Origin of the sequence: Mastigocoleus testarum BC008, assembly GCF_001456025.1 — a bacterium.
In the GTDB taxonomy this organism is placed as follows: domain Bacteria; phylum Cyanobacteriota; class Cyanobacteriia; order Cyanobacteriales; family Nostocaceae; genus Mastigocoleus; species Mastigocoleus testarum.
On sequence record NZ_LMTZ01000162.1, the window covers coordinates 95,003 to 108,873 of the forward strand.

The following is a 13,871-nucleotide window of genomic DNA, read 5'->3' on the forward strand; positions in this document are numbered from 1 at the left end:
GTAGATGCTGCGATTCAGCAGTAGTGAGAAAATTGGTTTCTGTTCTGTAACTTTTGTGTGAGGAGATACGGTGAAACGACAACAATTCTTCTATAGTTTTTTGCCGGGTGTAACAGCAGCGGTATTGACAGCTCACCCAGCTTTAGCGCGGAGTGCAACAGTGGATAGTAGCAAGCTAGATTCATCCTTGGACATTACCGATCTGAGGCATGACCACGATAGTAGCACCCGCGATCAGAATCAAATTTTTCCTCAAGAACCGGATTCACAAAAGCATTTTTCCACAAAATTTGCTTACATCAACTGGAGTACTGTCAAAAATAGATCGACCAAAACTAAAACAATTCTCCCCAGAATACCCCGCATTGTCCAGTCAGAAGAAATAAGCTCCGGGTTACGTGCAGTTCCGGATTTAGGTTCTACTAAGTATTCACTTACCGATAGGAATTTGGATAGGAATACTTCTTACAAGGGGAGTAAAAACATTAGCCGCAAAGAAATTCCCAAGAGAAAAACATTATTTCAAAGTACTGGTAAATCCGATCCGTTTTCTAGGAAATTATCAAAATCACAATCTCTAAGTTCTGTTACTAGAAAAGGCGAAACAACAGAAACAAAACATGTTAGTAACGAACAGACAAACAGTAGAGTTAATTCACTGCCTCCTTCTAATGTATCACAAGGAACACCCTTATTGACAAGTGCTCTGCAAACAAATGGTTGTGGAGCTTATGCTTTGTTGAGTCGGTCCGGACAGTGCAATCCTCATGGTAGTCCTGTACGCCAAAAAGTTATTGCTTCTAATGGATTTAGCAAACAAAACTTGGCAAAAATTCGTAAGCCGAGCTTGGTTAATAAATTACAACTGATGAAGCGTGTTGGCGATCGGGAATCTCATCTTGAATCTTCTCATCTCGGATCTAATCCTACAATTCAATTGGCCCAAGCGAAACCTGAAGAAACAACACCATCAACTACTCCCCAAATTCCCCAACAAACTATACCGCCAACAACTCAACCAAATTCTCAAGAAGGCGTACCACCAAGTACTAAAACACCAAGCTCAGTTCCCCCATCACAAAAACCTTTGGAGAATCCTAATCTCGACCTGAATCCAAATCCAAATCCTTTGGTATTTCCAACCAAAGCAGAAGAGGTAAGGGTAAAAGGAATTCAGCCAATTACTTTGGAACGGGCGTTAGAATTAGCGCAGCGAAACAACCGGGATCTACAAGAATCTTTATTGACATTAAAGCGCTCTCGGTCTGAACTGCGTGAAGCACAAGCTGCTTTATTACCTCAATTGGATTTGAGGACTAATTTAACTCGCTCTCAATCATCCGAAGGTCAGCGTAGTGTTGAGTTACAAGGATTTGGGACTGATGAACCTACGACCAGATTTGATAGCGATATCCAACTTAGCTACAATTTATACACATCCGGAAGCAGAAGGGCTGCGATCAAACGAGCTGAAGAGAGTTTAAAAAATAGTGAATTAGAAGTAGAGCGTATCTCCGAATTAATCAAGCTTAACGTTAATACGGATTACTATAACTTACAAGAAGCAGATGAACAGGTACGCATTCAACGCTCCGCTGTGGAAAACTCTCGTGCTAGTTTGCGGGATGCTGAAGCACAGGAAAGAGCAGGGATTGGTACGAGATTTGCTGTACTCCAAGCTCGATCAGTCTTAGCTAATGATATCCAAGCCCTGAACAATGCTCTTGCTAATCAGACAAGCCGTCGCAGCCAGTTAGCTCAGCGCTTGAGCTTACCACAGTCTGTGACCTTAGCTGCTGCAGATCCAGTAAGGTTAGCGGGTTTGTGGAACAGATCTTTAGAAGAAAGTATGATTTTGGCTTTTCAAAATCGTCCAGAATTGCAACAGCAACTGGCACAACGGAATATTAGCGAACAAGCCCGACGTCAAGCTCTTGCGCAACTGGGACCCCAAATTAGTGTGGTTGGAACCTACGATCTGTTAGATCAGTTTGATGATAATGTTGGTGTGACAGACGGCTATAGCTTAGGATTGCGTGCAACTTTAAGGCTGTTTGACGGTGGAGCAGCCAGAGCGGAAGCCAATCAACAAAAAGCTAATATTGCGATCGCTGAAAATAATTTTGCTGAACAACGGGAACAAATTCGTTCTGAAGTAGAGCAGGCTTATGCTGAACTAGAGTCTAACTTAAGAAATATTGAAACATCTAATTTAGGTTTAGAAGTAGCAAGGGAGTCCCTACGATTAGCACGATTGCGCTTCCAAGCAGGAGTTGGAACTCAAACTGATGTTATCCGAGAGCAAACTGCTCTAACCCAAGCTGAAGGGAACCGGGTGACCGCAATTTTAGGTTACAACCGTGCTTTAGCAACTTTACAACGGTCTATTACTTCTAGAGGTTTGAGTGCAAGCGATAACCCTAACGGGAATGCTGGAAGCGCACCCTAAACTTCTAGGAGAAGTCAGGAGCGAAAATTTGACTGTAAATCTATCTCTAACCCCAAGTCTTTGACGTACTCATACTGCTGGGAAATAAGGCCTGGGGGTTTTTCCTATTTAATCTTAAGCACCTATGCAAAAATATTTGTATATTTCAAAAATAATTAAAATAACCCTCAATCCTTTGCATTCGCGTCATTCCGCTGTGCTTCATATCCGCTTTGCCCACGCTGCACTAACCCAATGACAAATGTACATTTAATTGTGCACAAGTACTTATTTTATCCATGGGATGTTCTGTGGATAATGTACCATACAGTTTCTGTTAATTAACCCTCATAGATCTATATGGCTTGAGTCTTTCCTTCAAAGCACTACTTAACATGTTCTACATGCTTAGTTTTGCAGTATTGTAAACATATGTAAACAAATTGCCGTCAAAACGCTATGACGTCTTGACAAGGTAGTTTAGAGTAGATATCGTAAGATACATACCCGGGTAAGACCGTTAAAGAGTTATATGCAAGCTAAACAGAAGGTTACATTGTATTTATCGCCAGAACTGCACAGGAAGCTGAAGATTCGTTCAGCGATAGATGCTGAACCGATGTCAGAACTAGCAGAGCGTGCTTTAAACTTCTACCTGGCGAATTCAGAATTAGTTGATGAGGTTCAAGCCTCTTACGGAAAGACTCACAGAGTATATTCTTGTCCTAACTGCGAGAGTTCGCTACTAATGCGCGATCGAGAGCTAGTTGCCTTAGGTAACCAGTCTGGGGTAATCGGTCAGGAAGATATTTCAGTGGAGCAGAAACTGGAGGCGGATGAAACCCATCCTGAAAGTGAGGAAGAATTAGTTCCTTGTTAAATAATGGGGATTATGAGTGAAAATTCATAGTTCATTTATCTTGGCAAAAAGTCATGTTTTTACCATCTCTGTAGGGTCTCAAGAAGGTTGATGTATGAAAGAAGAGCTCAGCATCCTTATTCAAGCTCAATACCCACTCATCTATCTTGTGACCTCTGAGGAGGAGAGGGCTGAGCAAGCAATCTTTAATATTAGTCAATCATTTAAACCTCAAAGAAAAGTATATGTTTGGACTGTTACCCATGGGATTGTTGAATACGGGCAACCCAGAAGCGTGACCCAGCATAACACTGTTTCTCCGGAAGCAGCGATTGAGTGGATAATTAGACATAAAGAACCTAGTATATTTATTCTTAAAGATTTACATCCTTTTATAGATGCGCCAGCAACAACAAGGTCATTGCGGGATGCGATCGCTAGTTTTAAGGGAGCGCAGAAGAACATCATTTTGATGTCGCCAATGCACCAAATTCCGATCGAATTAGAGAAGGAAGTTGTTGTCTTAGATTTTCCATTACCTAATATGTCCGATCTGAATAAGGTTTTAAATAACCATACAGATCGTGGTAGAGGTCGCAAACTTTCTACAGAAGGACGGGAGAAGTTACTTAGAGCTGCTTTGGGTCTAACTAGAGACGAGGCAGAAAAAGTATATCGAAAGGCGCAGGTCACTAAAGGTCGTCTGACAGAAGACGAAGTTGAAATTGTTTTATCGGAAAAGAAACAATTAATCAGACGAAATGGTATACTAGAATACATAGAGGAGAATGAAACCATCGATGTTGTGGGTGGTCTAGAAGAATTGAAGAAATGGTTGAAGCAACGCTCTAATGCTTTTACAGAAAGAGCAAGGGAGTATGGATTACCTCAACCCAAAGGAATGTTGATTTTGGGAGTTCCTGGTTGTGGAAAATCTTTGATTGCTAAGACTACTTCTCGACTGTGGGGTTTGCCGATACTACGATTGGATATGGGTCGGGTTTACGACGGTTCGATGGTAGGACGTTCGGAAGCAAATCTGCGTAATGCACTCAAGACTGCCGAATCAATTTCACCAGCAATTTTGTTTATTGATGAATTAGATAAATCATTTGCCGGTGGCACTGGCTCTAGTGATTCCGACGGTGGTACCTCTAGTAGGATTTTTGGATCTTTTCTGACCTGGATGCAAGAAAAGAAATCTCCGGTTTTCGTAATGGCAACTGCAAATAGAGTTGAAAGATTACCTGGGGAATTCCTTCGTAAAGGTCGTTTCGATGAAATCTTCTTTGTGGACTTACCAACACCACAAGAGCGTAAAGATATTTTCAACATTCATCTAACCAAGCGCCGCGACGATACATCAAGATTTGATCTAGATCAGCTGTCGAAGATGTCAGACGGATTTTCCGGCGCAGAAATAGAACAAGCGATTGTGGCTGCAATGTATGAAGCTTTTGCCCAAGATCGTGAGTTCACCCAATTAGATATTATTGCTGCAATCAAGGCGACTTTACCGCTGTCAAGAACGATGCAAGAACAGGTAACGGCTCTGAGAGATTGGGCCAGACAGCGAGCGCGTCCAGCAGCATCTTCCGTGGCTGAGTATCAGCGCATGGAATTCTAAAGGCTTTCTCCTGCTCAAGCAGGCTGAAGGGCTAGCACAATCAACAATGATTGCTAGCAGTTTAAAAAAAAGCCGCGCCAATATTACGCGGCTAGTTCGAAAACCGTTGTCCTTTTCTCAATCTTCTCTTTGGAGGAAACCCAAATGTCTCATTTTAGCACACTACGTACCAAGATCACTGATGCTGAAATCCTCAAGTCTTCTTTGTCTGACTTAGGTATCACTGTTAAGAGCGAAGCTGACGTTCGCGGCTACAATGGTCAACGCGTTCGTGCTGACATCGTGGCTGTTCTCGAAGGTGAATATGATTTAGGCTGGTCTCGCAACAGTGATGGTTCATTTGACCTAATCGCAGACCTATGGGGCGTTGCTAAGAAGCATAATCAAACCGAACTTATCAACTCCATTAACCAAAAGTATGCTGTTAACAAAACATTAAACGAAGTGAAACAGCGCGGTTTGCAAAATGCCAACGTTAAGTTGGTATTGCAATAGTAATTTCTCTGCGCGTTCCCAAAGCTGCTCGGGTTAACCACTTCATAAGCGGTTAGCCCGCTTTTCTATTGGCTGTATTTCTAACCTGTAATTTTACAGTTTAGATTTTCAGATCGCAGAAATGAAAACTAGAGTCTAAAATATCAGAACTATATTAGAGTTTAAGACATTCGATCTCTGTTGGATATGACAGCCAAAAACAATAATAAATTATCATCTTCTCACTAAATTTAAAGTTATTTAGATTTCAATTCGATCTAAATAAAATTCTTTTAAAGATTTTTCTGGAACTTGGTTTGTTAGTAACGAGCTTTCAAGGATAGATATTGGGTTTGTGAAATAACTCTTTCACTGAGAGCGAACGCCTTAAAAGTTATAAAATCTGAGAAGTTATAAAAAAACTATATATTAAATAAGTAAATCTAATACCTGTTAGAACTAATAGTCAAATCAAGCATTTACATGAGATGCTGGTTGATTATTCGGTTTCTCAAAGGCAAAACTGTTGTGTCTGTTTTTTCTATCATTGTTCCTGCTACCAGTGCTAATGTAGGACCTGGTTTTGATTGTCTCGGTACTGCTTTAACTTTGTACAACGAGTTCAAGTTTATTCCCTTGGAAGAAAGTAGGGTTTTTATCAATGTTACTGGTCCTGAAGCTGAAAAAGTTAGTACGGATGAGAATAACTTACTTTATCAGGCATTTATGGAGTTTTACCGGTATTTAAAGCAGAAACCACCATCAGTCAAAATTGAAATTAAATTAGGCATACCTCTCGCTAGAGGTTTAGGTAGTTCTGCAACAGCAATTCTTGGTGGATTGCTAGGTGCAAATATACTTGCAGGAAAACCTTTAAGTCGAAAGCAATTAATGGAATTAGCCATTGCAATCGAAGGACATCCAGATAATGTGGTACCAGCACTTTTGGGAGGATGTCAACTAACAGCAACAAATGATATGAGAAAAGAAGTTTGTGATATTCCCTGGCATCAAGAAGTTATTCCAGTAATTGCAATTCCAGACTTTGAGCTATCGACCAGCGAAGCCCGCAAAGTGTTACCAACACAAGTGGGACATCAAGATGCAATTTTTAATACCGCCCATCTAGGCTTATTATTACGAGGTTTAGAAACTGGTAATCATGATTGGTTGGAAGCAGCTTTACAAGATAAATTGCATCAACCTTTTCGTAAATCCTTAATTAAAGGATATGACAATGTGTATTCTGCGGCTGTTTCTGCTGGTGCTTATGGAATGGTAATCAGTGGTGCAGGACCAACTTTATTAGCATTAACAGATACATTACACTCAGAAGGAGTGGAAATTGCCATGGCTAAAGCTTGGCAACAACAAGGAATTAAAGCCGTGACTCACTCACTTCAAGTAGATACCCAAGGAGCAAGGAACATTGTTCAGGTATAGATGAGATGCTGAAAATTGATTGTTAGCAAAATTTAGTAAATTTTGAACGGATGATAGAGCAAATTCAGACCGAAATAAATGCTATTCGCACTCAAATTGATGTTCTGGATAAAGAAAGATCGAATTTGAGTGTGGAATTAGATATTATTGATGCTTCCCCCGAAGGGATTGTCAATGCTTATCGCCGTCGTGCAAGTGAGAATATTGAAAATGCTGCCCAAATAAAGGGTATTGATGATGCGCTCGCTGCTCTAAAAGTCATACTGGAAGAGAAACAATCACAGCTGAAACATCTAATATCTTTGGAACCACAAACCTCTAGTATCGAACAAATAGAAGACCAAATAGAAATAACTAAAAAACAAGCAAAAGTACATGCGGAGCGCGTCAACTCCCTTGCAGAAGAACTTAAACAAGAGGTTCGACTTTTGAAAAGTTGTGCTGACAAAATCAGTCCTCTTTACTGGCGCATATACTATAAACCTTTTATTACAGGTTTTAAGAGCATTTCTGTACCCCATGTTCGTTCGGACAGAGAAGTTTGGAAGATTTTCAATCATACAGTTTGAGGTCAGGAGTCAGAAGTCAGAAGTCAGAAGTCAGAGTTCTGAACACATACTTTGATTTTTTGTTGAGACGTAGCATTGCTACGTCTTTACTAGTTTTTGGTTAACTACTACGGTTGGGTTACTATTAAGCATTTTCGTAGGTTGGGTTAAGCGACAGCGCAACCCAAAAAAACCTAATTATTGTTGGGTTATGTCCTACCGACACGCTTTGCTAACCTGCGTCAACCCAATCTACTTCAATCTTGAGATTTAGCCTTAACTGAACTGTATTGAGGTCTAAGCTGTTTATTTGCCCCTACACAAGGAAAACTAGGGGCTTGCATCCCAAGATGTTTGGTCAAGAATATTGTTAACAATCTGCAATATTCTGTTACTGTATGTGGTGCTTTTATTCGCAATTGACTTTGCAAAAGTTTACTTATAGAATTAATTTTTGGACAAAATTAAACGAAAATGCTTAAATATCGAAGAATAATAAGTATTTATCACTAATATTTATAAAAAAAATAGTCAGAATGAGAAAAAATGCTGTTACAAAACTATAAACAAGTTAATATAATGAAATAAAAGATTGATTTGATGATTCTCAGTGATGATGGAAACTATTAATTTCCCATGGCTAAGCGCCATAATTTTCTTGCCCTTAGTGGCATCCCTAGCAATTCCTCTACTTCCAGATAAAGAAGGAAAAACAGTTCGTTGGTATGGTTTGGGCGTAGCGATCGCTGACCTTGCTTTAATGACCTACACTTTTTGGCAAAGTTACGACCTGCAAAGAACCGGTTATCAGTTAGCAGAAAGTTATTCTTGGATTCCCCAATTGGGTATGAACTGGTCAGTAGCAGTAGATGGCTTATCAATGCCATTAATACTACTAACTGGTTTAATCAATACTCTGGCAATATTTGCGGCTTGGAATGTAAAAAACAAGCCGCGTTTGTTTTATGCCTTGATGTTGGTAATGTATAGTGCCCAGATTGGTGTTTTCGTTGCTCAAGACTTGTTAATGTTCTTCTTGATGTGGGAAATCGAGTTGGTTCCTGTATACCTACTCATCTCAATTTGGGGAGGACCAAAACGTCGTTATGCTGCAACTAAGTTCATCCTCTATACAGCTGCTGCATCCATCTTCATTTTGGTTTCGGGATTTGCAATGGCTTTCTATGGAGATACATTGACATTTGATATGGCATCTCTGGGAATGAAAGAATATCCCAAAGCCCTTGAGTTGTTAGCTTATGCAGGATTCTTTGTTGCATTCGGCGTCAAATTACCTGTATTTCCACTTCACACTTGGTTACCAGATGCTCACGGTGAAGCTTCCGCTCCAGGTTCGATGATTTTGGCGGGTGTGTTGTTGAAGATGGGTGGTTATGCACTGATTCGCTTCAACATGGAAATGTTACCTAATGCTCATGTTTACTTTGCACCTGTTTTAGCAATCTTGGGTGTAGTAAATATAATTTACGGTGCTTGTTGCGCTTTCGCTCAAACAAACCTCAAGCGTCGTTTAGCATACTCATCTATCGCTCACATGGGATTTGTGTTGGTTGGAATTGCTTCCTACACAGAAATCGGTATGAGCGGTGTCTTGTTACAGATGGTTTCCCACGGTTTGATTGCTGCAGCTTTGTTCTTCTTGTCTGGTGTTACCTACGAACGCACCCATACTTTGATGATGGACAAAATGGGTGGAGTTGCAAAAGTAATGCCTAAAACCTTCGGTTTATTCACTGCTGGTGCAATGGCTTCATTAGCTTTACCAGGTATGAGTGGCTTTGTGGGTGAGCTAATGGTATTCCTAGGAATTAGTACCAGCGATGTTTACAGTTCTAGCTTCAAGATTGTAATTGTAATGCTATCGGCTGTAGGAGTAATTTTAACTCCAATTTACTTGCTCTCCATGTTGCGCGAGATTTTCTACGGTAAGCAAAGTGAGGAATTAAAGTTAGATAATTTTGTTCCTGATGTTAAACCTCGTGAATTGTTCATCACCGGTTGTTTGTTAGTTCCAATTATCGGAATTGGTTTGTATCCCAAACTAATTACCCAAATGTATGATGCAAAGACTGTAGAAGTTGCAACCTATGCGCGTCAGTTCTTACCAGTGGTTGCAGAACAACAGCCTTCTAGCATATATGCTCAGGTTTTTAGCGCACCAACTTTAGCTGATTATGAAGTTCCAAATCTAATGGAAGTTACGGATTAGTTGATGTCGCTTCAGTATTGGTGTCGTGAAAACAGAATAAGAATTTGATTAAGGGATGATTTAGCAGGCAATCATCCCTATAATTTTTTTATAGAGGGAACGGGGCTAAAGTAAACAGGGGGCGAGATGTAAAGTTTGTCTAACCTGATAACTTGCAACAACCTCATTTAGACCAAAATCCCACCTTGAAATAAATGATGTTGTTGGTTAACTTGCGTAGGGTTTAACCCCTCACCCTAAAAGTTTTAATTTTGCGTCGTTTATATTCCATACAATAAATATGGGCTAAAGTTTATGAATCTATTTCAAAGCACTTAAATCGGGGAAATTAATATGATTTGGGACTGATGGGTTAAACCCCCTTTCTATTCGCCAACAGCATCATAAATTTCAACACGCTTTGTGTCGCCGCTCTAGCAAACAAGGCTCATAAACTAAGTACGTTAAAACGCACTACAAGCCTTACACAGTCTGATTTGTCAGACTTTTTCTATTAGCCTGGGATTTTAATCCAAGGCAGTTATTGAGAATGGTGTAAGTTATCAGTCCAACTGAATTTTATTCGTTACAAAATTCTGCAATCTTGTGCTTGGTATTTCTCAGAAGAGTTAGGATTATTAGGTCTTGGCAATCAAAACTTTCTAGCAATCCGAAGAGAAAAAAACCATGTTGCGCAAACCAAGAAAAATTTGGGATCCTTCGATTTGGGCTAGCTGGAAGCCTTTTGGTCTGGGAGAACAGTATCCTAATAATTATTGGGAAGGTGTTAGGGCTGTTTGGGTAAATCGCGACAAGTTACCTTATGCTTGGAACATTCTCAATCGGGGTGTTTGTGATGGTTGTTCCTTGGGAACGACGGGAATGAAGGATTGGACTTTGGATGGTTTGCACCTTTGTAATGTGCGCATGCGGCTACTACGTCTCAATACTATGCCAGCTTTTGACCCCAAAATCCTTGCTGATGTGGCGAAATTATCTGCTCAAAGTAGTACCCAATTACGAAACATGGGTAGATTACCTTACCCCATGCGTCGCGATCGCGGCGATAAAGGTTTTCGACATATTAGTTGGGATGAAGCTTTAGATTGTATTGCTAGTCGGATTCGCCAGACGACACCCGATCGCACTTATTACTATCTCACAAGTCGAGGTACGGTTAACGAAACTTACTATGCAGCCCAGAAAGCAGCGCGAGCGATGGGGACAAATAATGTTGATAATGCTGCTCGGATCTGTCATTCTCCTAGTACTAGTGCTTTAAAAACTACCCTTGGTGTCGCCGCAACTACTTGTTCTTATAAGGATTGGATTGGGACAGATTTACTTGTTTTCATTGGTTCTAATGTTGCTAATAATCAACCCGTCACAGTTAAATATCTCCATTGGGCAAAGAAAGCTGGTACTAAGATAGTTGTAATTAATACTTACCGCGAACCGGGAATGGAGCGTTACTGGGTTCCTTCAATTCCGGAAAGCGCGGTGTTTGGAACGAAGTTTGCTGAAGATTTTTTCCTGGTTAATATCGGGGGTGACATGGCTTTTTTACATGGTACCCTCAAGCACATAATTGCTAATGGTTGGAACGATAAATATTTTACTGACAACTATACTAATGGTTTTGACGATTTCAAAGCATTTCTGGAAACTCAATCTTGGGAAGAATTAGAGCGACTTTCCGGAGCAACGCGGGAGCAAATGTATGCTTTCGCCAAAATGGTGGGAGAAGCAGATAAAGCCGTTTTTGTTTGGAGTATGGGAATTACCCAACATTCCAACGGTGAAGATAATGTGCGAGCAATTATCAATTTAGCTCTAACTAAAGGGTTTGTTGGTCGGGAAGGATGCGGTTTAATGCCGATTCGCGGTCATTCTGGCGTTCAGGGTGGCGCGGAAATGGGTTGCTATGCAACTGTTTTCCCTGGTGGGAAACCGGTCAATTCCGAAAATGCTGCACTCATGAGCGAACTTTGGGGTTTTGAAGTGACCGATACTAAAGGGTTAATAACTTCAGAAGCGATCGAAGCTGCAGCACAGGGTAATTTAGATGTTTTATTTAGTGTGGGGGGAAATTTCACTGAGGTTTTACCGGATCCGGGTTTTGTGAAAAATGCTTTGAAAAAAGTACCCCTCAGAGTCCACATGGATATTGTTTGTTCGTCACAGATGCTGTTGGAACCGGGGGAAACTGTAATTTTATTACCAGCAACTACCCGTTATGAGGTTCCTGGAGGTGTGACAGAAACCAATACCGAACGTCGAGTAATTTTCAGTCCAGAAATTCCCGGTCCGAGGATTGGTGAAGCTCGTCCGGAATGGGAAGTTTTTCTGGAATTAGCTGCAAGAGTCCGTCCTGAAATTGCAGATAAATTACGTTACGAAAATCTGTCTGCTCTGCGTCAAGAAATTGCAAAGGTAATTCCACTATATGCGGGAATTCAACATTTAAAGCAGCAGGGAGACCAATTTCAATATGGTGGTAAACATTTGTGTTTTGGTTGGAATTTCCCCACAGCAGATGGTAAAGCACAGTTTAGCGTCTTGTCTCCTCCCACAAACGATTTACCTGAAGGTTATTTCCGAGTTGCGACTCGACGGGGTAAACAGTTTAATAGCATGGTGCAAGAACGCAAAGATGCAATTACCGGAGCAAAACGGGAAGCAATCCTGATGAACTCATTTGATATCGAACAATTCGGGTTAAAAGATGGCGATCGCGTAATCTTGAAAAATGATTCTGGTGAATATCAAGGAAAAGTTTACAGCGCTCCCATTCAACCCGGTAATTTACAGGTTCATTGGCCTGAAGGTAATGTGTTATTAGATAAAAATGAGCGATCGCCAATTGCTGGGATACCTGACTATAATGCTTTGGTGCGTTTGGAAAAAGCTGTTGGGATTGCTTAGATGCGCTTAACATTCTGTCATTGCGACGAGGAACGAGGAAGCAATCTCACCGACTTGTTTTGATTAGAGATTTTGGGGATTGCTTCCTTACGTCGCAATGACAGTTTAAGTTTTTTGTTGTGGGTAGTTAGAGATGTTGGGATTGCAACATAACGTCGCTTAGACGCGCTTAACAGCGAACAGACAGGTTTCGAGTTTTGTCATTGCGACGAGCAACGAGGAAGCAATCGCGTTGACTCATTTGTATTAGAGATATTGGGATTGCAACATAACGTCGCAATGACAGTTATAATAAACCGTCGTACAAATCACGCCATTCTGGATTCATACTATTAACTAAATCAATTTTCTTCTGTCTAGAACCAGCTTTGATTTGTTTTTCTCGTGCGATCGCGCTATTAATATCGGTAAAAATTTCGTAATAAACCAATTTGTTGACGTTGTACTTTTGTGTAAAACCTGCAATTAATTTTTCTTTGTGTTCGTAAATTCTTTTAATTAAGTCGTTTGTAACACCTGTATAAAGCACGGTATTATACTTATTTGTCATTAAATAGATATAGTATTGCTCGCTCATTCGCTGTTTAGCTGTATCACATTACTACTGATTTTGATATCAAGATAGTGAAGTAATTACACGGCTTTGCAAGTTATTTAAAACACTGCTTTTACTGTTTATGTACGGAAATACTGCGCTAACCCTACGGTCGCTTAGACGCGCTTAACAGCGAACGGACAGGTTAGAGTTTTGTCATTGCGACTGGAACACAGTGGAAGGTTAGCGCAGCGTGTCAGACAGGACATAGCAATCTCACGGACTTGTTTGTATTAGAGATACTGGGATTGCTTCCTTACGTCGCAATGACAGTTTAAGTTTTTTGTGGATATTTAAAGATATTGGGATTGCTTCCTTGCGTCGCAATGACAGTTTAAGTTTTTTTGTGGGTATTTAAAGATGTTGAGATTGCTTCCTTACGTCGCAATGACGGTTAACTAGTGATGGTATCACCCAATGGCATCCGGCGTTTCTACAATTAGGCAAAACTTTAGAAGAGTGCGCAGCGAAGTATCGTAGATTTTGTCAGAGATATCGACCACAGGCAAAACCAGAAAAGCGAAATCGCTGGGGGAGTCGCTTTTTGCCATCAGTGACGAAGGGCGGGAAGTCAAAAAAGTCTTCACCTGGGCAGATGAGTCTACCTTGGGATAAGCAGAAAGTAACTGAAAGTACGGAAGTACATGAAGTGGCTGAAAGATTTATTCAGGCTAACTGCTATAAACCCACGGTGCCAGGTATCGGATTCGGGAAACGCTGATGACTTCGTGGGAAGGAGTGTAGTAATAAATATTTACAAACT

10 protein-coding genes are annotated in these 13,871 nt (G+C 40.6%); 9 read left to right on the forward strand and 1 reads right to left on the reverse strand.

Going from position 1 to position 13,871, the window contains the following annotated elements:
• The first annotated feature begins 70 nt into the window (after positions 1 to 70).
• From BC008_RS43510 to BC008_RS43545, 8 genes are all read left to right on the forward strand, one after another.
• Entirely contained in the window at positions 71 to 2,449 is a 2,379-nt protein-coding gene (locus BC008_RS43510) for a TolC family protein (protein WP_058184780.1), read from the forward strand.
• A 511-nt stretch (positions 2,450 to 2,960) separates the two neighbouring features.
• Entirely contained in the window at positions 2,961 to 3,308 is a 348-nt protein-coding gene (locus BC008_RS43515) for a hypothetical protein (protein WP_027844018.1), read from the forward strand.
• Between the two features lie 94 nt (positions 3,309 to 3,402).
• On the forward strand, positions 3,403 to 4,914 hold the full coding sequence (gene ycf46 / locus BC008_RS43520) for a stress-responsive protein Ycf46 (protein WP_027844019.1): 1,512 nt from the start codon (positions 3,403 to 3,405) through the stop codon (positions 4,912 to 4,914).
• A 144-nt stretch (positions 4,915 to 5,058) separates the two neighbouring features.
• A complete protein-coding gene (locus BC008_RS43525) occupies positions 5,059 to 5,409 on the forward strand; it encodes a DUF1257 domain-containing protein (RefSeq protein ID WP_027844020.1) in 351 nt (116 codons plus the stop codon).
• Between the two features lie 462 nt (positions 5,410 to 5,871).
• Positions 5,872 to 6,831: a homoserine kinase gene (gene thrB, locus BC008_RS43530; RefSeq protein ID WP_058184782.1), complete on the forward strand. Its 960-nt coding sequence runs from the start codon at positions 5,872 to 5,874 to the stop codon at positions 6,829 to 6,831.
• Between the two features lie 50 nt (positions 6,832 to 6,881).
• Complete coding sequence (locus BC008_RS43535) at positions 6,882 to 7,400, forward strand: hypothetical protein (RefSeq protein ID WP_201026236.1); 519 nt, start codon at positions 6,882 to 6,884, stop codon at positions 7,398 to 7,400.
• A gap of 595 nt (positions 7,401 to 7,995) precedes the next feature.
• A complete protein-coding gene (locus tag BC008_RS43540; protein WP_058184784.1) occupies positions 7,996 to 9,609 on the forward strand; it encodes an NAD(P)H-quinone oxidoreductase subunit 4 in 1,614 nt (537 codons plus the stop codon).
• Between the two features lie 666 nt (positions 9,610 to 10,275).
• Positions 10,276 to 12,513, forward strand: coding sequence for an FdhF/YdeP family oxidoreductase (locus tag BC008_RS43545; protein ID WP_027846884.1), 2,238 nt, complete (start codon positions 10,276 to 10,278; stop codon positions 12,511 to 12,513).
• Positions 12,514 to 12,799: 286 nt separating this feature from the next.
• On the opposite strand, the gene BC008_RS43550 is transcribed toward BC008_RS43545, so the two are convergent.
• Complete coding sequence (locus tag BC008_RS43550; protein WP_027846121.1) at positions 12,800 to 13,090, reverse strand: GIY-YIG nuclease family protein; 291 nt, start codon at positions 13,088 to 13,090, stop codon at positions 12,800 to 12,802.
• Between the two features lie 613 nt (positions 13,091 to 13,703).
• Here BC008_RS43550 and BC008_RS52395 point away from each other — a divergent pair.
• Positions 13,704 to 13,829, forward strand: coding sequence for a hypothetical protein (locus BC008_RS52395; protein ID WP_268768295.1), 126 nt, complete (start codon positions 13,704 to 13,706; stop codon positions 13,827 to 13,829).
• Positions 13,830 to 13,871: the final 42 nt, after the last annotated feature.